Source organism: Pseudomonas sp. N-137, from assembly GCF_034555295.1.
Classification (GTDB): Bacteria; Pseudomonadota; Gammaproteobacteria; order Pseudomonadales; family Pseudomonadaceae; genus Aquipseudomonas; species Aquipseudomonas rhizophila.
In genome coordinates this window covers 77,774-101,022 of the sequence record NZ_JAXUDQ010000019.1, presented here as the reverse complement: position 1 = coordinate 101,022, position 23,249 = coordinate 77,774, and the positions used below count along the sequence as shown (strand labels likewise).

At 59.6% G+C, this 23,249-nt stretch carries 22 protein-coding genes; 8 read left to right on the top strand and 14 right to left on the bottom strand.

Annotation, left to right across the window (positions count from 1 at the left end):
- Positions 1-56: 56 nt before the first annotated feature.
- Positions 57-467 (bottom strand): HPF/RaiA family ribosome-associated protein, encoded by a 411-nt coding sequence (locus T3A99_RS16825; protein ID WP_047228613.1) that lies wholly within the window; start codon positions 465-467, stop codon positions 57-59.
- A 499-nt stretch (positions 468-966) separates the two neighbouring features.
- Between T3A99_RS16825 and T3A99_RS16820 the strand changes: the two genes are divergently transcribed.
- Positions 967-1,284, top strand: a complete 318-nt coding sequence (locus tag T3A99_RS16820; RefSeq protein ID WP_047228614.1) for a DUF3509 domain-containing protein — start codon at positions 967-969, stop codon at positions 1,282-1,284.
- Here the strand turns inward: T3A99_RS16820 and T3A99_RS16815 are convergent.
- A complete protein-coding gene (locus T3A99_RS16815) occupies positions 1,281-1,781 on the bottom strand; it encodes a phosphate-starvation-inducible protein PsiE (protein WP_076383585.1) in 501 nt (166 codons plus the stop codon). The genes T3A99_RS16820 and T3A99_RS16815 overlap by 4 nt on opposite strands.
- Positions 1,782-2,086: 305 nt before the next feature.
- On the opposite strand from T3A99_RS16815, the gene T3A99_RS16810 reads away from it, so the two are divergent.
- Positions 2,087-2,347 (top strand): YebG family protein, encoded by a 261-nt coding sequence (locus tag T3A99_RS16810; protein WP_047228616.1) that lies wholly within the window; start codon positions 2,087-2,089, stop codon positions 2,345-2,347.
- Positions 2,348-2,419: 72 nt separating this feature from the next.
- On the opposite strand, the gene T3A99_RS16805 is transcribed toward T3A99_RS16810, so the two are convergent.
- Complete coding sequence (locus T3A99_RS16805) at positions 2,420-3,439, bottom strand: Glu/Leu/Phe/Val dehydrogenase family protein (protein ID WP_047228617.1); 1,020 nt, start codon at positions 3,437-3,439, stop codon at positions 2,420-2,422.
- A 186-nt stretch (positions 3,440-3,625) separates the two neighbouring features.
- On the opposite strand from T3A99_RS16805, the gene T3A99_RS16800 reads away from it, so the two are divergent.
- Entirely contained in the window at positions 3,626-4,429 is an 804-nt protein-coding gene (locus T3A99_RS16800) for a SirB1 family protein (RefSeq protein ID WP_076383584.1), read from the top strand.
- Between the two features lie 154 nt (positions 4,430-4,583).
- Here T3A99_RS16800 and maiA read toward each other — a convergent pair whose 3' ends face one another.
- The 3 genes from maiA to hmgA are packed head-to-tail and all read right to left on the bottom strand — an operon-like array spanning position 4,584 to position 7,842.
- Positions 4,584-5,219: a maleylacetoacetate isomerase gene (gene maiA, locus T3A99_RS16795; RefSeq protein WP_322834586.1), complete on the bottom strand. Its 636-nt coding sequence runs from the start codon at positions 5,217-5,219 to the stop codon at positions 4,584-4,586.
- A 10-nt stretch (positions 5,220-5,229) separates the two neighbouring features.
- Positions 5,230-6,534, bottom strand: a complete 1,305-nt coding sequence (gene fahA / locus T3A99_RS16790; RefSeq protein ID WP_274089997.1) for a fumarylacetoacetase — start codon at positions 6,532-6,534, stop codon at positions 5,230-5,232.
- A 3-nt stretch (positions 6,535-6,537) separates the two neighbouring features.
- Entirely contained in the window at positions 6,538-7,842 is a 1,305-nt protein-coding gene (gene hmgA, locus T3A99_RS16785) for a homogentisate 1,2-dioxygenase (RefSeq protein WP_076383582.1), read from the bottom strand.
- A gap of 163 nt (positions 7,843-8,005) precedes the next feature.
- On the opposite strand from hmgA, the gene T3A99_RS16780 reads away from it, so the two are divergent.
- Positions 8,006-8,818, top strand: coding sequence for an IclR family transcriptional regulator (locus tag T3A99_RS16780; RefSeq protein WP_047228622.1), 813 nt, complete (start codon positions 8,006-8,008; stop codon positions 8,816-8,818).
- Positions 8,819-8,884: 66 nt separating this feature from the next.
- On the opposite strand, the gene T3A99_RS16775 is transcribed toward T3A99_RS16780, so the two are convergent.
- From T3A99_RS16775 to T3A99_RS16765, 3 genes are all read right to left on the bottom strand, one after another.
- Entirely contained in the window at positions 8,885-11,437 is a 2,553-nt protein-coding gene (locus T3A99_RS16775; protein WP_322834585.1) for a helix-turn-helix transcriptional regulator, read from the bottom strand.
- Between the two features lie 167 nt (positions 11,438-11,604).
- On the bottom strand, positions 11,605-12,972 hold the full coding sequence (locus T3A99_RS16770; protein ID WP_076383580.1) for a DUF1329 domain-containing protein: 1,368 nt from the start codon (positions 12,970-12,972) through the stop codon (positions 11,605-11,607).
- Positions 12,973-12,994: 22 nt separating this feature from the next.
- A complete protein-coding gene (locus tag T3A99_RS16765) occupies positions 12,995-14,788 on the bottom strand; it encodes a DUF1302 domain-containing protein (RefSeq protein WP_107321887.1) in 1,794 nt (597 codons plus the stop codon).
- Between the two features lie 761 nt (positions 14,789-15,549).
- Here T3A99_RS16765 and T3A99_RS16760 point away from each other — a divergent pair.
- Both T3A99_RS16760 and T3A99_RS16755 read left to right on the top strand, forming a co-directional pair.
- Entirely contained in the window at positions 15,550-16,332 is a 783-nt protein-coding gene (locus tag T3A99_RS16760) for an ATP-grasp domain-containing protein (RefSeq protein ID WP_322834584.1), read from the top strand.
- A gap of 287 nt (positions 16,333-16,619) precedes the next feature.
- On the top strand, positions 16,620-17,387 hold the full coding sequence (locus T3A99_RS16755; RefSeq protein ID WP_047228626.1) for an N-acetylmuramoyl-L-alanine amidase: 768 nt from the start codon (positions 16,620-16,622) through the stop codon (positions 17,385-17,387).
- A gap of 43 nt (positions 17,388-17,430) precedes the next feature.
- Here T3A99_RS16755 and T3A99_RS16750 read toward each other — a convergent pair whose 3' ends face one another.
- From T3A99_RS16750 to T3A99_RS16735, 4 genes are all read right to left on the bottom strand, one after another.
- The gene (locus tag T3A99_RS16750; protein WP_076383577.1) at positions 17,431-18,342 is read right to left on the bottom strand and encodes an SDR family oxidoreductase; all 912 of its coding nucleotides are present in this window, start codon (positions 18,340-18,342) and stop codon (positions 17,431-17,433) included.
- Between the two features lie 264 nt (positions 18,343-18,606).
- The gene (locus T3A99_RS16745) at positions 18,607-19,509 is read right to left on the bottom strand and encodes an alpha/beta fold hydrolase (protein WP_139049181.1); all 903 of its coding nucleotides are present in this window, start codon (positions 19,507-19,509) and stop codon (positions 18,607-18,609) included.
- Complete coding sequence (locus T3A99_RS16740; protein WP_047228628.1) at positions 19,509-20,291, bottom strand: class II aldolase/adducin family protein; 783 nt, start codon at positions 20,289-20,291, stop codon at positions 19,509-19,511. The genes T3A99_RS16745 and T3A99_RS16740 overlap by 1 nt, the downstream gene beginning before the upstream one ends.
- Positions 20,292-20,449: 158 nt before the next feature.
- The gene (locus T3A99_RS16735; protein WP_047228629.1) at positions 20,450-20,905 is read right to left on the bottom strand and encodes a flavodoxin; all 456 of its coding nucleotides are present in this window, start codon (positions 20,903-20,905) and stop codon (positions 20,450-20,452) included.
- A 157-nt stretch (positions 20,906-21,062) separates the two neighbouring features.
- Between T3A99_RS16735 and T3A99_RS16730 the strand changes: the two genes are divergently transcribed.
- The gene (locus tag T3A99_RS16730) at positions 21,063-21,539 is read left to right on the top strand and encodes a PAS domain-containing protein (RefSeq protein WP_047228630.1); all 477 of its coding nucleotides are present in this window, start codon (positions 21,063-21,065) and stop codon (positions 21,537-21,539) included.
- 54 nt (positions 21,540-21,593) lie between these two features.
- Positions 21,594-22,199, top strand: a complete 606-nt coding sequence (locus T3A99_RS16725) for a hypothetical protein (RefSeq protein WP_047228631.1) — start codon at positions 21,594-21,596, stop codon at positions 22,197-22,199.
- Between the two features lie 27 nt (positions 22,200-22,226).
- Here the strand turns inward: T3A99_RS16725 and T3A99_RS16720 are convergent, their stop codons facing one another.
- Positions 22,227-23,186 (bottom strand): MerR family transcriptional regulator, encoded by a 960-nt coding sequence (locus T3A99_RS16720; protein WP_322834583.1) that lies wholly within the window; start codon positions 23,184-23,186, stop codon positions 22,227-22,229.
- Between the last annotated feature and the right edge of the window lie 63 nt (positions 23,187-23,249).

Here is a 23,249-nt window from a genome sequence, read left to right as displayed (position 1 = left end):
GACGGGCCTGCGATTGCAGGCCCGTCTGTTCGGTGGGTAATTTTAAATGATCGGGCTCAGCCGTTGAGTGCAGCCCGTTCGTTCTCCAGGAATTCTTCTTCCAGCATCGCATCGGCCAAGGCCACCGACTCGGTCGGCTTCTCAGCGGTGGCGCGTTTGACGCGCAGTTTGCCGAACAGATGCTCCAGGGCATGTTCAAGCTTGGTGGCCGCCCCTTCGATGGCCAATTCCAGCGTATCGGCCTTGTGTGTCACCGAGACCGGTTGCAGACCCTTTGGCCGTGCTTCCAGCTGACAACGCAAGTCATGGGGACCGGGCTTGTCGCCGTTCTCGTCCCGCAAATGGACCTCGACCCGTGTCAGGTCTTCTTCATAACGTTCGAGCGTGCTTTCGATGGTAGTACGTACCCACTCCTCCAGTCGGATGCTGCTTTGAATATGGTTATCGCTGTTGACTTGGATTTGCATAGTTCATCCCTTATTTCGGCTAGCTCGCCAGGGGCCAATCGACGGTAGCGCGACGACCCCTTGAATACAGAGTCGGGCTGGCGGCAGAACAATTCAACCCCTTCGAAAAGATAAATATTCATACGCAAATAAAGCCGGACAACGGACAAAAGCGCTGTTAATGTCGGGAGTTGCCTCGCCTTGCTTACCCCACGAAAATTCTGCGCTCACCCTGCACCGTCAGCGACCATTCGCCCATTCCTGCACAGAAACGGGCAGCCTCCCAGGCCGCATGCCAAGGCCTTCAGCGCCTATGCGCCGTGATCATTGTCCGACAGTTTTTCCGGCATGCCCCTTGCTACCTCTCTGCTGGAGCGGTCGCAGGTTGGGATCTTCCGATCCAACCTCTGCCTGGCTCTGGATGAAGCACGATCATGGAATGGCCGGTGGTCCGGTATCGCGAACTAATCCCGATCACGGCCGGTCAACAACTGCACGTTCAATCAGGCGGTGACGCATCATGGACAACCCTTTTCAGCTCATTACCGACGCTTTTGCGCCGCAGTATCAAATCAATCTGAGCATCCAGGGCCTGGACGGCAGCATCATGCTGACCCTCTCCAAGGCCGGGCGCATCGTCGCCAAGCGCATGATCAGCGCCCAGCAACGCAATGACCCGGAACGCCTGCGGCGCCTGGTCCAGAGCATCCAGTTCGGCATCGCCATCGAGCAGGGCCACAGCGCTGTGGCGATCCTCGAAGCCATGACCGGCGGTGACAACGTCAAGCTGCCACCACCGCAGACGCAGGGCGCGACATCCGCCCCCGCCGGTTTCTAGATCTCGCCCTTCTCCACTTCGGCGTGCTCGCTGGAACCCGCGCCAACCTTACGGTGCGGGTGCTCGATTTTCACCGAAGGGAACTGCGAGGAAGCGTAACGCACCACCAGGATCGCGAACGCCAGCAGCAAGATGCCGCCACACAGGTAGATGATGCCCAGGTCAGGCGGACTGTGGTGGGAGACGTTGGAAATCAACAAGCGCGTCAGCGCCGTGATCGCCACGTAGATCAGGAACCGCACCGGCATGTGGTTGGTCTTGAAGTAGATCCCGACCATCGCTCCCAATTCCAGATAGATGAACAGCAGCAGGATGTCATCGATCTTGATGTGCCCCTGCTCGAGCATCTGCAAAAACTCCATCACCGCCGCCCAGGCGGTCACCGCTCCGATGGCAAACAGTGCCAGGTAATGGAACGTCTCGACGAACAGATTGCCCAGGGATTCGGCCAACTGATGTACGTTCTGGCGCAGGTTCTCGGCCCAGTTGATTTTCACGATGTAGTTTCCTTAGGTCGACTCGACCGGATGATGCGGGTTGGACGTGACGGTTGTTCTGCATGCAGAAAAAAGGCCAGCGGCTGAGGGTGAGATGGCGATGGGCCGCAACCCGACACTTTTGCGATGTTGATGCCGCCCTGTCGTGAGCAGGCTGGCTCACACACCAGCGCTCGCGACAAATGTGCAAATACGTCTACATTAAAAAGCCACTATCCAAAGGGAAGGGATTCGCTTATCCTTTTGGCTGTATATAAATACAGTAGTCACAAAGATAACCAATGTGAAGGCATGTGAGGTGGTGAATGGCCGTCGAAGTGGTATACCGCAGCAGCCGAGATCTGGAGCGCTTGTTCATGGATAAAGCCGAAGCTGACCGTCATGACAAAATGCTGGAACTCGCCGAATTGCTGGCCGAAGTATTGCAAAAAGCCGTTCCCTCGCTGAGCGAGAAACAGGTTGAGGAAGCCGGCATCTACATGGCGAAAAATCGCGATGTGTTCGCCAAGGCGTTCAAGAGTCAACCGGACGCCTTGTCCGAACTGCTCAATGCCCCTGCTGAATAAGCCTTGAAAAGATCGCAGCCTTCGGCGGCTCCATGGAATCCACCCAGGAGCCGCCGAAGGCTGCGATCTTTTTTATCGGTACAACAAACGCTCTGCCAATTCATCGGCCACCCTGGCCGGTGAGCGTTTTTCTGCCTGGGCGTGGGCAAAGACTTCCGTAAGCCGGGCGCCGATCTTCGACAAATGCGCGGTGATCGTCGACAGCTCTTCGCCGCGATGCTTCAAGGCGACATAGATCAGGCCTCCGGAGTTGATCACATAATCCGGCGCATAGAGGATCCCGCGCCGTTCCAATTGATCGGCCACCTGCAGGTTGCTCAACTGGTTATGGGCCGACCCGGCAACCGCCGAGCAGCGTAGTTGCGCCACGCTCTGGCTATTGAGCACCCCGCCCAGGCCACAGGGGGCGAGGATGTCGCACGGGGTACTGAGCAGTGCATCGTTGGCGATCGGATGCGCGCCCAGTTGCTCCATCGCCAGTTGAACCTTGCCAGGGTCAATGTCGCTGACCAACAGTTCGGCGCCTGCGGCGTGCAACTGTTCGGCCAGGGCGAAACCGACATTACCCAGGCCCTGGATCGCTACCCGCAGGCTTTCCAGGTTATCGCTGCCCAGGCGTGCCATGGCCGTGGCACGGATGCCGGCGAATACCCCCATCGCCGCGTGAGGCGCTGGGTCTCCCGAAGCCGTGGTGCTGGTCACATGACGGGTCTGTTGGGCGATGCAGTCCATGTCCGCCACCGAGGTGCCGCTGTCGATGGCGGTGATATAGCGGCCATCCAATTGCTCGATGCAGCGCCCAAATGCCTCAAACAACGCAGCCCGACTTTCGACATGGGCCGGACGCATGATCACGGCCACGCCGCCGCCCACCGGCAAGCCGGCCAGTGCGGCCTTGTAGCTCATGCCTTGGGCCAGGCGCACGGCGTCGACCACGGCACTTTCATCGTCGGGGTAGGACAGATAACGACATCCACCCAGAGCAGGCCCAGGACGGCTGCAATGAATGGCAATCACCGCCTTCAACCCGGTGGCCGGGTCTACGCTCAGGTGCAGCGATTCAAGGCGGGAGCTTTGCATGAGAGCAAACATCGACAGGCTCCCGAATCACTTTTGTTTGTTCCGCCAGTATAGGCGTGCGCTCAAAATTTGCTGGAGCGCGCCGGAATAAGTCGACCGGACGGCCAGTCTTTTGGGCATAACCTGATTCCTTCCCCGGACGAGACTGGACGAAAGCCCGCAGCAGAGCTAAAAACGAGGCATAGCCCGGAGACTGTGATGACACCGCGCCAAGCCTTTTTTGATTGCCTGCACCGCTCCCCACCGGCGCTGTTCGAAGCAGCGTTGTGGATTGCTGCCGAACATGATCGCGAAGTGGACGTACCGGCGTTGCTGAACGATTTCAAGGATCTGCAACAGCGTGTCAGCCATGACCTGCCGATGCTGCCCGTCAGCGAACTGGGCCAACCCTTGCTGCGCCGCCTCAATGACCTTGGATTCGCCCAGGACGATTTCACGCCCCTGCGCCCACGGGCCGCGTTGCTCGACAAGGTGCTGACGCGTAAACGTGGACAGCCCCTGGCCCTCGGCCTGATCGCCCTGGAGCTGGCTCGTGGCCTGGAGATTCCGATGGTCGGTGTCAATTTCCCCGGTCACTTCCTGTTGCGGGTCCCCGGTGCCGATCATCTGCTCGACCCGTGTGGCGGACGCCGGTTGTACCCCAACGACTGTCGGGAACTGCTGCAACGCCAATACGGCGCCAACATGCCCCTCAAAGCCGAGCACCTGGTCAGTGCCGAGCCCATGCAGATGCTCCAGCGCCTGTCGCGCAATCTTCGCCAATTGCATCTGACCAACGACGACTACATTGCTGCACTGATCGACGCCGAACGGGTGCTTGAACTGGGCAACGCCAGCGCCGCCGATTACCTGGCCCGCGCCAGCCTGTACCAACGGCTCGACTGTCCCAACGCCGAACGATTCGACTTGGAGCACGCGCTGATGCTCAGCGAAGACCCGATCCAGCGAATCCGGCTGACGGAACGGCTGGGGCATCTGCCGCCCAATTCAATTGTGCATTGAGCAGGTGTAGATCGCGGATGACGAGGTGGTAACCCAAGGGCTCGCCCCCTCTCCCTCTGTGGGAGCGAGCCTGCTCGCGATAGCGGTGTGTCAGACAACATGTTTGTAAGCTCAACCACCGCCATCGCGAACAGGTTCGCTCCCACAGGGGGGCTCAAGGTGTATCAGGCTGATTTGCCGGATGCGCCTGTTGAAACGCTGGATGCGCAGCCGCCAACGCCGCAACGCGACGGATCCGTGGATACACCTCCAGGGAGACATTGAACCGTTCTGCCGCGTACACCTGCGGGATCAGATACACGTCCGCGACCCCGGGTGCTGCACCGAAGCAGTAGCCGTCATCCCCAATCAACTGTTCCACCGCCGCCAGTCCCTGGCTGATCCAATGCCCGATCCACTGCGCCACCTGCGTTTCATCGTGGCCCCACTGCCGCAGCTGGTTGAGTACGCTGACGTTGTGCAGCGGATGAATATCGCAACCGATCAATGCCGCGACGCCTCGCTCATGAGCCCGAACCGTCAGGTCGGCGCTGAGCAACGGCACCTGTGGATAACGCTCCTCCAGGTACTCGATGATGGCGGGTGACTGCACCAGCAACGCGCCTTCGTCGGTACGCAGCGCCGGAACCCGGCCCTGAGGGTTGATCGCCAGATAGGCCGGCTGACGATGTTCGCCCCCAGGCGCAGCGATCAGGTTGACCGGCAGGGCCTGGTAATCCAGGCCCTTGAGCGCCAGGGCAATGCGCACCCGGTAGGACGAAGTGGAGCGGTAGTAGGTGTAGAGTTCCATGCCCTGTCCCTCACCGCGCCGGCAGGATCTTGCCCCGGCATTCGCCAAAGCCGATGGACGCAACACCTTCGCGGTGGCAACGGGCCCGCAGGATGATCTCGTCACCGTCCTCAAGGAATTTGCGCACTTCGCCAGAGGCCAGCTCGATTGGCTTTTTACCGCCCTCGGTAATCTCCAGCAGGCTGCCGAACTGACCGCTCTCAGGCCCCGACAAGGTGCCCGAACCGAACAGGTCACCGGCCTGCAACTGGCAACCATTGACGCTGTGGTGGGCGACCATCTGCGCTACGGTCCAGTACATGTACTGGGTGTTGCTCAACGTCAGGCGATGGGCCGGCAGGTTCTGCTCGCGCATGGCTTCGGTCAGCAGCAGGACTTCCAGTTCAATGTCGAAGGCCCCACCGGCCTGGTCACGCTTGTCCAGCAGATATGGCAACGGCTGCGGATCGCCTGCCGGACGCGCCGGTTGTGGGCGACGGAACGGTTCAAGGGCTTCGGCCGTCACCACCCATGGCGAGATACTGGTCAGGAAGCTTTTGGACAGAAAGGGCCCCAGCGGCTGGTATTCCCAGGCCTGGATATCCCGGGCCGACCAGTCGTTGAGCAGGCAGAAACCGCCAATGTGCTCGGCAGCATCACCGATGGCGATGGGTTCGCCCAAGGCGTTGCCCTGGCCGATCCAGATGCCCAGTTCCAGCTCATAGTCCAGTCGCGCGCACGGGCCGAAGGTCGGCTCGGTCTGGCCGGCGGGCAGCGTCTGACCCTTGGGGCGACGCACGTCGGTACCGGACGGGCGAATGGTCGAGGCGCGACCGTGATAACCGATGGGGACGTACTTGTAGTTGGGCAACAGCGGATTGTCGGGGCGGAACAACTTGCCGACGTTTTGCGCGTGTTCGATACCGACGTAGAAGTCGGTGTAGTCATTGATCCTGGCCGGCAAATGCATCTGGCAGTCGGCTGCGCGGACCAGCAGTTTCGCGCCCTGGGCTTCGATCTTGCCCCGCAGCGAGCTGTCTTCGCGCAGCAGCTCCAGCAAGCGTTCACGCAGGGCCACCCGAGCGCTGCGGCCGAGGTCGAAGAATGCATTCAACTGGCCGTCCTTCATGGCTTCGACGGCTTCGCGCGCCGCGCCGTCAAACAAGCCCGCCTGCAACGCGGCCTGCAAATCGAAAATCTGCTCACCAATCGCCACGCCGCTACGGGGAGCACCGTCATCGATACTGAAGATGCCCAGCGGCAGGTTCTGCAGCGGGAAGTCGGCATGGCCGTTGGCGGAGGCGACCCAGCTACGGGCAGGGGAAAGTTGAGTCATGGGTTATCTCCGGGTCGGGTCGAACGTGACCGGCAGCGAGGCCCAGCAGGCGTCGTAGTCAGTTTGCAATTGTGGGCAGTCCAGGGCGAAACGGCTCGGGCGCAGGACCTGGCTGGTTTCGAACATGAAGGCCATGGTGTTGTCGATTTTCGCAGGCGTCAGCTCGGCGTTGATCGCCTTGGTGCAGGTCTCGCCGTCCGGGCCATGGGCACTCATGCAACTGTGCAAGGAGGCGCCGCCGGGCAGGAAACCTTCGGCCTTGGCATCGTAGGCGCCCTGGATCAGGCCCATGAATTCATTCATCAGGTTGCGGTGGAACCACGGCGGACGGAAGGTGTTTTCCGCGACCATCCAGCGCGGCGGGAAGATCACGAAATCGAGATTGGCCAGGCCGTGGACGCTGGTGGGTGAGGTCAATACGGTGAAGATCGACGGGTCCGGGTGGTCGAAGCTGACCGTACCGATGGTGTTGAAACGGCGCAGGTCATATTTGTAAGGCACGTTGTTGCCATGCCAGGCCACCACATCGAAGGGCGAATGATCCAGCTCGCAACCCCACAACTCACCGAGGAATTTCTGCACCAGCGCAGTCGGTCGGGCGAGGTTTTCGTAATGAGCGACCGGCGCCAGGAAATCCCGCGGGTTGGCCAGGCCGTTGCTGCCGATCGGCCCAAGGTCCGGCAGGCGCAACGGCGCGCCATGGTTTTCGGCGATATAGCCGCGGGCTTGTGGATCAAGCAGCTCGACGCGAAATTTCAGGCCCCGGGGGATCACGGCAATTTCCAGCGGCGCCAGTTCCAGCACGCCCAGCTCGGTGGCGATCCGCAGCCGTCCCAGCTGCGGCACGATCAGCCATTCCCCGTCAGCGTTGAAGAACACCCGTTCCATGGAACGGTTGGCGCGGTAATGGTAGACGCTGATACCGGCCGGTTTGTCCGAGCCGGCATTGGCCGCCATGCGCACCAGTCCATCGATGAAATCGGTTGGCTCGGCAGGAATATCCAACGGGTTCCAGCGCAGGCGATTGGGCGTGACCTCACCCAGAGGACCGCCCGCTATCTGATGTTCAAGCTTGACGAAGGCCGGATGATTGGCCGACGGCCGGATGCGATACATCCAGGTCCGCCGCGCTTCGCTGCGAACCATGGTGAAGGCAGTGCCGGAGAATAATTCGGCATAGAGACCGTAAGGGGCTTTTTGCGGGGAGTTCTGGCCAACGGGCAAGGCGCCGGGCAGCGCCTCGCTGGCAAATTCATTGCCAAAGCCTGACTGATAGGCCAGGTCCGACACTGTGGAATCGAGGGTCATGGAGCCTCCTGAACACAGGACTGGGTACGACCTCGTCGTTCCACGAAGAAACGTCAGGCGCACAGGTTATTTTTATCGTAATTCAATTACGCATAACGTAATTTGCTCGACAGCGACCGTCAAGCTATAAAGACGCCCATTCGCCTCTGGACTCAGCGCCTCCATGGAAACCCCGCTCAGCAACGGTAAACAGAAAGTCCGCTCGGCCGAAGTCGGCACCGACATCCTCAAGGCCCTGGCCGAACTGTCGCCCTCCACGTCGCTGTCGCGTCTGGCCGAACACGTGCAAATGCCGGCGAGCAAGGTTCATCGATACCTGCAGGCCTTGATCGCCAGCGGTTTCGCTGAACAGAACACGTCCACCAACCACTACGGCCTCGGGCGCGAAGCCTTGCGCGTGGGCCTGGCGGCGTTGAACGGCATGGACGTGTTGCAAGTGGCCGCCCTGCCCTTGGCCGAACTGCGCGATGACTTGAACGAAACCTGTTTCCTGGCGGTGTGGGGTAATCACGGCGCCACGGTCGTTCGGATCGAACCCGCCATACGGGCAGTGACCGTGGTGACGCAACTGGGGTCGGTATTGCCGCTGCTCAGCTCGTCCACGGGGCTGGTGTTCAGCGCCTACCTGCCGACGCGCGAAACGATCGGCTTGCGCGAACAGGAAGTGAGCGCTTCCACCGCCCACGCCCTGGCCGACGACCAGGCCTATGCCACCCTGTGCCAGCAAATACGCAGTCGCGGCCTGCACCATGTGCATGGCTTGCTGATGCCCGGCGTGGATGCCCTGTCAGCCCCGGTATTCAATGCTGTCGGCCAAGTGACGGCGGTGATGACCATTGTCGGCCCGACGTCCCTGTTCCATGCCGACGAAAACGGCCCGGCGGCACAACGACTGTTGGCCGCGACCCGGGCCGTGAGCTGGCGGATGGGGTATGAGGCAGGCGCAGGATCGGATCAGCCAACGGGCCAATCCTGATCACACCATTGATGTAAGCGGTGATACGTAGCGGCGGCAGCTAATCGTCTTGCCCTTGGGAATTCTTTATCTCATCACGCCCATGACTTTGGCCTTGGCGACCGCCTGCGTGCGCCGCTGAACGCCTAACTTGCTGTGTATCCGCCGCGAATGGGTTTTTACCGTGTGCAAGGATATGAACAAACGTTCGGCAATCTGCTGATTTGAATAGCCCTGCGCAATGAGCTCCAGCACTTCCAACTCCCGATGACTCAACAACGTGTCTTCGACTGCCACCGCCGGCTGCTCGATGTGCTCAGCCGATTGCGCCCAGCCCAACAGATCGGGCTGACGTGCGCGTAACTCGCACAAGGCTTGCTGGGCGCGCCAACAGGCAACTCGCTTGAGGCCCTCTTGCACGAGCGATCGTGCCTGGAAACGATCAGCAGACAGCCAGACGACTTCAGCCAGCGCCAGATACAGTTCGGTCTCCAGGCCATGCATTTCACAGTGCTGTGCCCGGGCGATCATTGCCTTGAGTTGCGCTTGCGGGTCTTGCGCCCGATGCAGATAAACCTCGGTCAGTACCAACAGGTACTCAAGTCGCGGAATCAACTCCAGGGTCGCAGGTGGGGCATGCTTGGCCTGCGGCCCGTGAAAGTGACGCAAGACCCGGGTCAGGGCCTCGTGAGCCAGTTCCGGGCGTCCCTGTTGCAGCCAGAACTGGCAACTGGTTTGCAACAGCACGCCACGGTACACCGTGTCGGGGATGTGCCGCTGTTGCATGATCCGCTCGGCATCGCGCAGTTGCAGGAAAGCCTCGCCATAGTCGCCACCATTGGCCGCCAGGGTGGCCTTGCCGAGAAAACCATAAAGCACTTGTTTGTCCTGGCAATGCAGGCCCGTTTCCAGGCCCGCCTGGAACTGCTCGGCAGCCTGCTCGGCCAACCCCATGCGCAAAGCCAGACGGCCACGGCGCAAGGCAATACGTCCCAGCAAGGCAGAAAAGTCCTGGCCAGGCTTATCGAGCAACCCCTGAACTGCGCTCAACAGATGATCGGCCCGGTGAGGAGCGCCGCGTTGCTCCAGGACTTGGGCGTGATCCAGTTCCAGCAAGCCCTCGAAGACCAGTGAGCCTTGGGCGCGCGCCAGGCACAGGGCCTGGCGGTTGATCCATTGCGCAGTGGCCAGTTCCCCCTTGAGCAGTGCCTGCTGTGTCAGCCCCAACTGGCACAACAGGCGCAAGGCCCAGGCCTCTGGGTCGAGGCTCGCCTGGGCCTGGAGCAAGTGCTCGCGGGACTGCTCGCCATCCCCCGAAAGGTGCAGCAGCCAGCCCAGCAGAACCTGCCACCGGGCCAGCAGTTGCCGCTGCAGGCAGGCCGAAGGTTGCGGCATGAACCTGGCCAGTTGGTCGATGCACACCGATGCCTGATCGAAGCGTCCGGCGAATAGCAACGCAGCCGTGACCAACCCCACCGATTGCGGTGTACCGAGTGTCAGCGCTTCACCTTGTTGATCATGCAGCTTCAGCAACAGCGTCACGTTGCTGCGCTGCAGTACGTGTTCAAAATTCAGATGCTGCAGGAAACTGACGGCAGCCTCGAACTCTTGCGCTTGCATGGCCTGCTCGAATGCCATTTGCCAATCCTGCTCGGCGGCAAACCACTGGCAAGCCCGGCGATGCCAGGAGCGTCCCTGCGGCCAGGGCTCGTCACGCACCAGTCGAGCCAGCGCCGGGAAAATCTGCAACCAGTCCGAAGACTGCTCCCACGGTTCGATAAAACAGCCCAGGTCCAACAACAAGGGCAGGCATTCGGCGCCCACCGTGTCACCAAACAGATGCTCGCAGAGCCGGGCATTGAAGCGCGGCAGATGCGCCAGCACTCGCCAGGCCTGCGCCAGGTCCGGGGTCAGCGTACTGAACAGCTCATATTCAAGGTAGTCATGCAGGGTCCCGGGTCGCCCCGGCGACGCGTGGCTGCGCGCCCATTCACAACGTTCAAGCAGGGCGATGCGCACCCCGGCGCACCAACCGCCACTGCGCTGTATCACCTCGCGCGCGGTGCGAGCGCCCTGGGGACCGGGCAAATGTTTGAGCAACTGCTGGACATCGTCATGGGTGAAGACCAGCGCCTGGGCATCGAATTCATGCAGTTCGTCATCAAGTAGCAGGCGCGGCCAGTTACAGTGAGGACGGCGACGACCATTCAACCAAAGGTGAAGCGCCGGACTGCTGATGCTCAACAGACGATCGAGAAACTGATCCAGCTCGGGGTTGGGTACCCGACAGTAATCATCCAGGAACAGCCAGGTCGGTGCTTGCAAGCCCGCCAGGTGAGCCAGCAGCCCCCCTTCATCCAGCAACGGCAGCCCGAGGGTCTGCGCCAGACGCTCGCACATTTGCGCCGCGTCCAGCGTTGCGCCCCCAAGCGGCAACCAATGCAGCCGGCAAGCGGCGGGGGCTTGCAGGAAACACTCAGCGAACAACGCACTCTTGCCACTGCCCGCCGGTGCGCAAAGCAGTTTTACCCGCGCCTCGGAGGCCAGCAAGGGCTCGCTCAAGGACCTGCGCGGCACATGGGTCGAAGACAGGCGGGGCAGCAATCCAGGACGGTCCGGACACGGGGTCATGGCGGTCATGTGCGAAGTCCAGTTTATTATTGTTTCATCACCCTAGTCCTGTGGCGCTCACCTTTGGAGAAGTATTCAGCGCGCTGATTGGCGCCCATAAAAAAAGACCGGCAAATCGATTGCCGGTCCTCACGATTATCTAACGTCAGCCACAGTCAGCTTCAAACCGCCGGGTCTTAACGAACCCCCGTCGAGCGCAGCGCCGCTGGCGTGAAGTCCGCAGCCCTGGCTTCGAAACCGTACTCGTAGCTGCGCTTCTCTTCGTTCTTCATCCCCAGCGCGATGTAGCGGCCGGCGATGATGTCGTAGAGCGCCTCAAGGGTGTAGCCCGGATTCTGGTTGGCGTAGTAGAACTGGGCATGACCTTCGGCCACCCGCCACAGTTGACCGCGACCGTCGTAGTGATCCACCAGTGCCGCCTGCCAGCTGTCTTCATCGAAATACATGTGGCGCTTGGCGTAGATGTGACGTTCGTTTGGCTTGACCGTACCGACCACTTCCCAGACCCGATGCAGTTCATAGCGGGTCAGATCCTGATTGATGTGGCCGGCCTTGATCACGTCGTCATACTTGAGGCTGGGGGAATCCAGTTTGTAGCTGTTGTAGGGGATGTACATTTCCTTCTTCCCCACCAACTTCCAGTCGTAGCGGTCCGGCGCGCCGGAGAACAGGTCGAAGTTATCGGAGGTACGCAACCCGTCAGCGGCGGTGCCCGGGCCGTCGTAGGCCACTTGCGGGGCGCGACGCACACGGCGCTGGCCGGCGTTGTAGATCCAGGCCAGGCGCGGCTCCTTCACCTGGTCAAGCGTTTCATGCACCAGCAGCACGTTACCGGCCAGACGTGCCGGCGCGGTGACCGACTGTTTGAAGTAGGTCAGCACATTGCTGGCCTTTTCCGGATCGGCGTCTTTGATCAGAAACGGCACGGCGATCTCTTCTTCGAAGCGGATCGGTGTGAAGCTGCCGTTGGTTTGTGGGGTGGCCTGGGTGATGATGCGCCGCACGTTGCCGCCGTGATAGCGGGTGACGTGGTTCCACAGCACTTCCACGCCGTTCTTGGGGATCGGGAATGCGTAGTAACGGTTACCGGTGAAATTGGCCAGGCCGTTGCCGTCATTGATGGTGGTGACGTTGAGGGCGCTGCGCTTGGCCGACTCGTAGATCTCGGGCGGTAGCGAGACACTACGATGGGTCGGATAGACCGGAATCTTGTAGGTTTGCGGATAGCGCTTGAACATCGCTATCTGGCCTTCGGAAAGCTTGTCCTTGTACTTGTCCACGGTCTCGGCGGTGATGGTGAACAGCGGTTTTTCCCCGGCAAAGGGATCGGCCAGAAAGCCTTTGCTGTCCACCGCCCCGGCGTTTTTGGCGATGCCACCGGTCCAGGCCGGAATCGAGCCATCGGCATTGCCTGCCTTTTCCGCGCCCAGCGGCGTAAGGCTGGTGCCCAATTTGTTTGCTTCATCCGGCGAAACTGCCGCCATCACGTTCGCGGCCAGCAGGCTCAGGGCCAGGGCGCCGCATTGCAGAATCATCTTGCGCATTGGTTTTTCCTTGTCAGCCAGATCAGAAGTTCACGCCAAAGCTCAACGCGAGGAAGTCGCGGTCTTCGAGGACGTTGTAGTCGCCGCCGAAAAAGTCGGTGTAACTCAGGCTGGCGGTATAGGTGTTGCGGTAGTCGGCATCGACACCCAGGCTGATGGCCTTGGCGCCTTCGTTGAACAAGCCGTTGGGGCCGTAGCCGGCTACGTCATGGGACCAGGAGACGTTGGGCTTGAAGTTGATACCGGCAACGACGTTGGAGTAGTCAAGAATTGCCCGGGCGCGATAGCCCCACGAGGTCGAGGTGACGAAGCCGTCGGTGTCACCGCCAAACCCGTACTGGCCGTAGACCGAGTCACGGCCATAACGCAGCTTGTCCTTGGATTCCAGGCCACCGACGTGCACCACCGCCGCCTCGCCCACCACGGTCAGGCGATCAGCGCCCAGCACCTGGTCGAAGAAGTGTGTCAGGGTGCTCTGGATCTGGGTCAATTCCTTACGACGATAACCGGTGTTATCGGCCCCGGGCGAGGTCGCGATGGGCGAAGCTGCACCGCCTGCGATCGGGTTGAGCAAGGCCAGGGTCAGATCGTTGGTGTTGAGCTGCACAGGTGCGTTGGGGCGGTAGCTGATTTCCCCGGTCCACGCGGTGCCGGTAGGCAGCGTGGTGGCGAAGCTGGCACCGTACAGACGGATGTCCTCGGGGTATTCAAGGTAATACTGACCGCGCCCCAGCATCACGCTTTGCGCCAGCCCCGAACCGCTGCCAGGGGCAAGCCCTTCTGCAATCGCGACCATTCCCGGCAATGCCGACAATGTAGACAGGCCGGCGGTGGTGGTGCCCACGGTTGGCGTGCGGCTGTGGTAGTTCATGAAGTACAGGCCGTACTCGGTGTCGTCACCGAGCCAGCGCAACGCCGTGCCCCACTGGCCGGAATCACGGGCGTCACGGTCACCGCTGCGAGCAATGACAACGCCTTCGTCATTCACCTGGATGCCTTGGCCAAAGGCCTGAGTCAATGGTACGAATGGCGCAATCGCCGGGCTGCCCACGGTGTAACCGCTGGTGCAGCCATCGGCCACCACGTCGTTGCCAAAGAAAGTGCCGCAGTTATCGACGACCGTCTGATCCCATTCCAGTTGGTAGAAACCTTCGATGGTGAGCTTGTCGGTCAAGCCCTGGGAGGCGAACAGCATGTTCACCGGGATCAGGCCTTCCTTGATCTCGGCACCCGGCCGGCGGAACGCGGAGACGTCCACCGGGTTGATGCTGTTGATGGAGTTGCCGATGAAGGTACTTTCACCCCAACTGACCACCTGCTTGCCCGCACGCACCGTACCCGGCAAGTCGGCGATGGAGTAATTGTGATAGACAAACGCATCGAGAAGCTGCGCCCCTGACGACTTGGAGCCTTCCTTGCGGTTGCTGTCGCTGATGTCCTTGAACGGCCGGTTTTCGTCCTTGAGTTCGAAGTCATACCAATACTTGCCGCGCACGAACACGCCAGTATCACCGTACTTGAGTTCGAGATCGTGCAGGCCTTTGAATATCTTGGAAAAGGTATCGCCCTTCTTGAAGTTCAGCCGCCCATCGTCACCGGTGGACGACTGCCCCGTACCGCCGTTGACGCTGCCGACCAAGTCCCGGTCGGCGTCGCGCATGCCCCAGCTCGCGCCCACGGACAACGAGGAGTCGAACTGCCCCTCGATCTCGCCAATATTGAATGAAACGGCCTGCGCCTGGGCAGAGCAACCCAAGGCCACCGCGACGGCCAGCGCCTGCGGTTTGAAGATGGCGCGCATTGTTATTGTTGTCATGCGTCTTCCCCGGTGAGTGACAGAGCCTTCACCCTACTGCCGCACGACATGGGCGATAAGCGCACCAAGGAGGTATTCGCGCTGTACCCCGAAAGGATTACAGGTCATGGAATACGGGGCTTTGCGCCGCGCATGGACGCACTGGATGATGGGTCATCAGCGCCGCGCATATTCATCGGGCCTGTTAACTGTTGCGCGCCCTGCAACGGTGCATGTCCGGATCCGGGCTGTTTCCGACGATGGCCAATCCCTATGCTGGCCGGGCTTTCAGGGCAACGGGCCTGCAGGCACAAGCCGCCATCGCGTCCCTCGCGACCGGCGCACCGTCATTCGGATGGATTGGCGCATCGGTCCATCACCTCCCGTGTTCACTGACGTTGGTTTTCTGCTCCTTTTGCAACGTCATTTTCAGGCCGCTGCTTTTTGCAGCGGCCTTTTTTATGTGGGTTGATTTCCTGCGTGAAACTTCTCGATTCCTACAACATGGTCGGAATCTCTCACCTGCCCAGCCAATGCAATCGAACTTATAGTCTTTTTCGCCGCCTTGATGGTGACGAATAAATGAACATGCACGGCTGAAAACAGTGAGTACTGGCAGGGACATTTGAAATGCACGTATCGAAAAGGAAATCAACACACCACAAACAATACATAAACCTGAGCAGTGAGATTTACAACATCAATAACATCAACGCAATGATGTCTAAGCGACACATCAAAAACCACCGAAAACGCGACACTGAGTAAATCGAGAAAGCGATATGTATCTTCTCTACCCTAGCGATCCGTTTGATAAAAAACGCCCCGATGAACAGTACATGGAAGAGTACGACGCAGTAGTGACCACCGGACTACAGACCGCGCTGTTCTCTTTTGAAGATTTCGAAGCAGGGACTTTCAAGACTTCTGTACCCCTCACGCCCGGCGACTGCATTTTGTACCGGGGGTGGATGCTGACGCCTGACGCTTATGCTGCGTTGGTTATGCACATGCGCGACAAAGGTGCCATTGAGGTGACCAACGCCACGCAATACCAAAATTGTCATCACTTGCCGCAGTGGTATCCGTTGCTGGCTGCCTGTACGAGCGAAACCGTGGTACTGGCCAGTGATGCAAACTTCAATCAGGCCCTCCAAGGGTTGCAATGGCCGGGCTACTTCATCAAGGACTACGTAAAGTCACTTAACACCAGTGGAGGCAGCCTGGTGGACACTCCCGAAGACATAGCGCCGCTGGTTGGGGCCATGCGTCAGTATCGCGGGCAGATAGAAGGCGGTATATGTGTCAGACGACGAGAGGAATACCTCGAAGAAACCGAGCGTCGCTACTTTGTGCTCCACGGCCAGGCTTATGGCGCCACCGATGAAGTGCCCGAATTAGTGACCGAATGCGCACAGCTGATCGACAGTCCTTTTTTCTCGATCGACATAGCGCTCAGGTCAGACGGTGTAATGCGGGTGATCGAACTGGGCGATGGCCAAGTGTCAGACCGCAAGGAGTGGTCCGCCGAGCGCTTTGCCTGGATGTTGAGTTGCGCGAGATAGACGGGAAGAATCATTTAATCAGCGAAAACAGCGCCACACTTAAACTGCTACCTTTTAATATTTAGGCTCACCCTCAACTAAAGCTTCTCGATTCCTACAATACTGCCAGAGCCCGCCATAAGAAATAGCGAACAAACCCCACTCCCATTAACGATCAATTCCCGGACATCCAAACGCCTGTTCCTACAACAAAGCAAGAATCCCACTACGGCCCCATCAAAAACTCACTGTTAGGCTGAATGTCAGTCACAGCATTCTGTTTTGACTTTAAACCTCAGTGAGTTTTTATGACACTTATCAACTACAACAGCTATCGCTCGGTAAAAGGCTTCAACAATAGAATTCGTTTTCTAGTCTTTCATTACACCGCCGCGAACTTTTCATCCTCCATCAACGCACTGACCGGTTCCTCTGTCAGCGCCCACTACCTCATCCCGGACTTCAGCGACCCGAGTTACTTGAAAGCAGGTTTCCAGGAACCGCAGATTTTCAATCTGGTCGACGAGAACCAACGAGCCTGGCACGCGGGGGTGAGCAGTTGGGGTGGTCGCACGAATCTGAACGACACCTCGATCGGTGTTGAAATCGTCAACCTGGCCACCGATAACCACGGGCAATTCACTTTCCCGCCTTATCAACCTCAGCAAGTCGAGGCGATCGAATACCTGGCGTTGAACATCCTCAAGCGCTATCCGGACATCAGCCCGGTCAATGTGGTGGGACACTCGGATATTGCTGCTGGCAGGAAAAGCGATCCCGGCCCGATGTTCCCTTGGCATACGCTGTATCTGAAGGGCATCGGCGCATGGTTCGATGAACCCACGCAGAAAGCTTACACCCGCGCCTACCAATGCAACGGCCTGCCGACTCGCGAGCAACTGCTCGGCTTGTTCCGCAAATATGGGTATGACACGTCGGCAGCTGCCACAAGTGCGGGTTTTCAGCGTTTGGTGCGAGCCTTTCAGCTGCACTTTCGTCCAGCGAAATACGACGGTGTGATGGACATCGAGACTGCCGCGAATCTGGCGGCGCTGGTGAAGAAATACGTCCCCTGACCACCGTTGCCGCGTCTGACGACAACGGGTCGAGGCCGCAAGGTCAAACGGTGTAGCGCTGCAAGTTCGCCATCATTTCCTTCAACGCTTCAAGGTTGTCATTGGGGTGTACCGCACCCTCGAAATCACAGATTTGCTGCCAGTGGGCCGCGACGTCTTCGGGCGAGAAACCTTTGTTTGGATCGAAGCCGGCACCCAGGCTGCGCTCCCAACGCACCTTGCCCATCCAGCCGCCGCCCACTTCGAACAACCCGGAGGTTTCCTGGCAGGTCTCGCTGGCCAGGTACACCACCAACGGGCTGACGAGTTCAGGCTTGAGCTGTTCGAACACCTGCGGCGGGATCAGGCCTTCGGTCATGCGGGTGCCACCGGTGGGCGCGATGGCATTGACCAGAATATTGTTCTTGCGACCTTCGATGGCCAGAGTGCGCGTCAGGCCATAAAGGCCGAGCTTGGCCATGCCGTAGTTGGATTGACCGAAGTTGCCGTAGATGCCGGACGTGGAGGCCGTAAAGATCACCCGCCCGTAATTCTGCTCACGCAGGTGTGGCCAGGCGGCGCGGGTGACTTTGTAGGCGCCCTCGACATGGACGCGGTAGACCAGGTCCCAGTCGGCGTCCTCCATTTTGTGGAAGGTCTTGTCCCGCAGGATCCCGGCGTTGTTGACCACTACATCGACCCGGCCAAACACGTCGAGCGCGTTTTGAACAAGCTTGTCGCCATCGGTGACGGAGTCGTGGTTCGCTTCGGCAATGCCGCCGGCTTGGCGAATTTCAGCGACCACCCGATCCGCCGCCGAGGCGTTGGCCCCTTCTCCCTGGGCAGAGCCGCCGAGGTCGTTGACCAGCACTTTGGCCCCCTGTCTGGCGAACAACAGGGCATGGGCTCGCCCCAGGCCACCGCCAGCTCCCGTGACGATCACGACTTTATCTTCGAAGCGCACAGATTCACTCATGGGCAGAACTCCAGCAGGCAATAGGACAATGCCCCGAGTGTCGGGCACAGGGCGGTTGGTCACAATCAACAGGGTTGCAAGTGAATGGTGGCCAATAAGGTGAGGGGATGATACGAGCCGGATCTGCTGTGGGCTCCGTGACCCTCACCAGAGGCGGGACCGAGTCGCTGCCATCGCGAGCAGGCTCGCTCCCACACAGGCCTGCGTAGACTCGCCTCTCTGTGGGAGCGAGCCTGCTCGCGATAGTGCTCCAACCTTCAGCAGTTATGAGCAGACCACCTGCCTGACCGGTGCGGCCATGTTTTCGCGAAACTCCAGGTAATGCTTGAGTACCTGCACCGGGGCTTCGGTGTGCGGGTAGTGGCCGATGTCGGGCAGCAGTACGGTGTCGGGGTTGGGGATCAGCGCCTCGTAGCGCGCCACCATGTGTTCACCGGAAATCGGATCGACCGCGCCGTCGATCACCCGTAGCGCCACCTCGCCGCGCTGCATGGCCTGCACCCAGCGGTCACGCTGCACACGCCGTTCGGGAATGTAGGCAATGAGTTTGTGCATGATCCGCGGTCCGTGATGGGTTTCGACCAGGCTCCAGTAATCGTCCAGCTCGCTTTCGGTCGGGCCAGTCCTGGGGCCGAATATCTGGCGAAAACTCTTGACCAGGCCTTCTCGGGAAAAAGCTCGGCCCAGTAGCCAGCCCAAGGGGCTGAGCAACAGTTTTTGCATCAGCACCGGACGATGGGTTTCGGGAAACAGACCGCCGTTGAGAAAGACACAACTGGCGAGTTCGATGCGCGCCTCGTAGTGACGGGCGATCAGTTCCTGGGCCACGCTGTCACCATAATCATGGGCCAGTACATGCACGGCTTGCTTCACATTCAAATGTGCCAGCAAAGCCTGCTGCAGGTCAGCCTGCTCCAACAGGCTGTAGACATGATCCGTCGGCTTGGCCGAGTCGCCAAAACCGAGCATGTCACAGGCGATCACCCGATAACGCTGTGCCAGCGGCTGCCACAGGTAATGCCAGTCCCAACTGGCGGTGGGGAAACCATGGATCAGCAACAACGGCTCGCCGTGCCCCGCCACCCAATACCGGATAGCGTGGCCACGGAACATCAATGTCTGGCCGCGCTGGCGCCAAATACGCAGGGGAATCTGGACCAGAGGCATCAGCATCTATAACCCGAATCTTGTTGATCCAGCTTGCGCAGCAACGCCGGCCATGCCAGCGCGCCTCCCATGCCTTGGGCGCTTTTGGTCACCCCGGCAATCATCGCCCGGGCGCCGGCCAGTATCTGCGGCTCGATGGCGATCAGTTCAGCCCCACCGTTGAGCGCCAGGACCTGGATGTCACAGGCTCGCTGGAAGGTGAACATCATCAGGAAGGTGTCGGCAATGGTGCCGCCGCAGGTCAGCAGACCGTGATTGTGCAGCATCAGGAAATTATTGGCGCCCAGATCCGCCTGCAGGCGGGCCTTCTCTTCGTGATTGAGGGCCACGCCTTCATAGGCGTGATACGCCAGACTCGACAATACGAACAACGATTGCTGGCTGATAGGCAACACACCCTGCTTCTGTGCCGACACAGCAACGCCGGCCGCCGTGTGGGTATGCAGCACACACACCACATCGTGCCGCACCTCATGCACCGCACTGTGGATGGTATAACCGGCCGGATTGATCTCGTAGGGGCTGTCCATCAGCTTGTTGCCGGCCTGATCGACCTTGACCAGGCTCGAGGCGGTGACCTCATGAAACATCAACCCGAACGGGTTGATCAAAAAATCATCGGTCCCGGGCACCTTGGCGGATATATGCGTGAAAATCAGGTCATCCCAGCCATACAGGGCGACTAGCCGGTAACAGGCGGCCAGATCGACGCGAGTTTGCCATTCGGCGGCACTGACCTGATCCTTGATGCTGAGTGTCGATGGGACGGGCGCTACGCTCACGGCTCTGACCTCTGCTTTCTAGTTATAGGTGCTTGTTCTGAAACAGTCATGAACAAGCTAACCAGTCTAGTCAGCTCCCGCGAGGTCGGTAGTTGCATTGGCAGCCAGCTTACTGGCCGAGCGAGTCATCCGGGGGTGGCCGTTCACCTCACATTGCGTTAGCGACGCAGCGCGTCGATCAACGCCTCCAGCCAAGGTTCGGCATCGGTTTCCGGGGTGACGCTTTCGCTGGCATCCAGACGCAACATGGGCAATACCTCGCGCACGCCCAGCTCGGCGAACAACTCGCGCATCTGCTCGCCACCGCCGCAGAAGGTATCGCCATAACTGGCGTCTCCCAGGCCTATCACGGCACCCGGCAGGTCACGAAAAGAGGCTGGCAATTGGTCGCGAATCGTCGAATATAAGGGCATCAAGTTGTCCGGCAACTCTCCCATGCCCGTCGTGGAAGTCACGGCCAGCAAGGCCGCCGGGCCAAACGCCTGAATGTCCGCAAGGCTTGCGCGCGGGTTGTGCAGCGTTTCAAAACCCGCTTCACCGAGCAGTTTGGCGGCGTGCCGAGCGACTTCTTCGGCGGTCCCGTAGACGGAACCCGAAAGGATGGCGACTTTCATCAATCTGATCCTGAACCTGAATAAAAAAGAGCGGCGATAGTAGCAGGCTCAGACGCAACGCTGCGATTGACTCTCAACATCCAATAATGGCCAGTAGACATCGCGGTAGGTTCTTCTAAAATGCAGCGCACACAGGGATGTTCAAGGGATGTCGCCCATGATTAATGCTCAACTGATGCAACTGGTCATCAACGCCTCGAACGACGGCATTGTCATCGCTGAAAAAGAAGGCGATGAAGACAATATCCTGATCTACGTAAACCCGGCTTTCGAACGGCTGACCGGCTACAGCAGTGAAGAGATTCTTTATCAGGATTGCCGATTCCTGCAGTCAGGTGATCGCGACCAGCCGGCCCTGGAGCAGATTCGCACGGCCCTCAAGCAGAACGGTGCCTGCCGGGAGATTCTGCGCAACTACCGCAAGGACGGCAGCCCTTTCTGGAATGAGTTGTCTCTGTCGACGGTGAAAAACGAGGCTGACGGACGCACTTATTTCGTGGGCGTGCAAAAAGACGTGACCGCTCAGGTCAAGGCTCAGCAACGCGTCGCCCAGCTGGAAAAGGAGCTGGCCGAAGCACGAGCAACCATTGCCCGACTCGAAGCGACGAACGGCGCAAACAAACCGGCGAATTAGCGGTCAGTCACTACAATCACCAGTGAAAGTGTAAATCCTCTTTTCGAGCACATCATGCAGCGCGACGCCCTACTGACGCAGGATGAATTGGATTTCATCCGGACCATGCAGCACAACCCGCAACTCAACGAGCGGGATGTAACGTCGAGCTTGCTGGTAAACGGCGGGTCGCAGATTCGTGACTTGCTGACGCGTCTGGCGGCCAACGAACAGGTGACGCTGCAAGCCAACTTCGAAAACCAGCAAATGACTTTTCCGTTGCACCTGGTGGAAGACGAATTCCACGCAATGCACCTGCGTCTGGGTGTGCCCAGCATCTACGAAGATGGGCCGAAAATTCGGCCATGGCGCCTCACGCTTGACGAGCCGGTGGCGCTGGAAAATGCCAAAGGCCTGCCCGGGCCGCTCTGGGCCCATGAGGTGTCCTGCAAAGGAATCCTGTTGCAAAACCGCAGTCGGACCAAGCCGCCAAAGCAATTTGCCTTGTGGTTCAGCCCGTCAGGTTATGAAAGGATTTCCTTGCGCGGCACACTGGAACGGGAAACCGATCAGGGCTTATACGCCTACCACCTGAGCCAGAATGACGAGGATGAGACCGAGCGCCTGCGCCAATACATCCTTCAGCAACACCGTCTGACCCATCCGGCCATGCACATCTAGTTAGTGCACGGCTTGACCTGCCGGTTATCAGGTATCCAGATTTCCCGCCAATAGCTGTCGCAACCGCTGATGTATCAAGGTCCCTTCACTGCCCAAGCAACCGATCGACGACCCGGCGAGGCTGTCCTGAAGCAGATCGGACGCGTCACCGGCCAGCATCAGCGGGCAGTCCAGGCCCATCGCCAACTTGTTCAGGCGCTTAGGTAACTCGGCAGGCGGTGCATGGTTGGAAACCAGCACCAACGCCAACGGCTGGACCTTTTGGCACACCAGGGTCAGTTCGTCGAATGGCAGCCCAATGGTCAACACCCTGACGCCGACTTCCGCCTTGGAGACGAACAGCGCCGTGACCAGCAACTCCAGCTCTCGACATTGACCGACAATGCCCACGACCAACACCCGTCGCGACTGGGCTTCGCGCTTGAGCAGGAGTCGCTGGATGATGCGTGAGCGCAGGAACCCATCGAAAAACACCCATTCGCTGGTTTGTCCGAACTCCTGCTGGCGTTGCTGCAACTGTCGCCAGACCGGCATCAGGATGTCCTGAAATACGATCGGCACGGCGTAGGTGGAAAATATCTGCCCGTAGAGACGGTCCAGCTCTATATCGTCAAAGTTGCCAACCGCGCCAGCCACCTGTTGTTGCCACTGGGCATAGTCGGCTTTCACCAGATCTGAGGAAATAAGCGCGGAAACCGGTTGCACCGATTCGGTCTTGGTCAGGATCTTTCCCACTTTGCTCACGGCCACCCCGCGCTCAATCCAGGCGAGGATGCTGCGCACCTTTTCGATATCGCCGACGGAGTACAAGCGATGCCCGCTTTCAGTGCGCGTGGGTTGGATCAGACCGTAGCGACGCTCCCACGCGCGCAAGGTCACGGGGTTCACGCCGGTCAACCGCGCAACTTCGCGAATGGGGAACAGTTCCTCCTGTCTCAAGGCAGTGGATGCCTGGAAAACGAAGTTATCCTCTGTGATTACGCTCATTTTGGCAGACAAATCCGGCTGGCAAATTGGATCCCAGTGTACTCCCTCTGAGTCATAGGATGA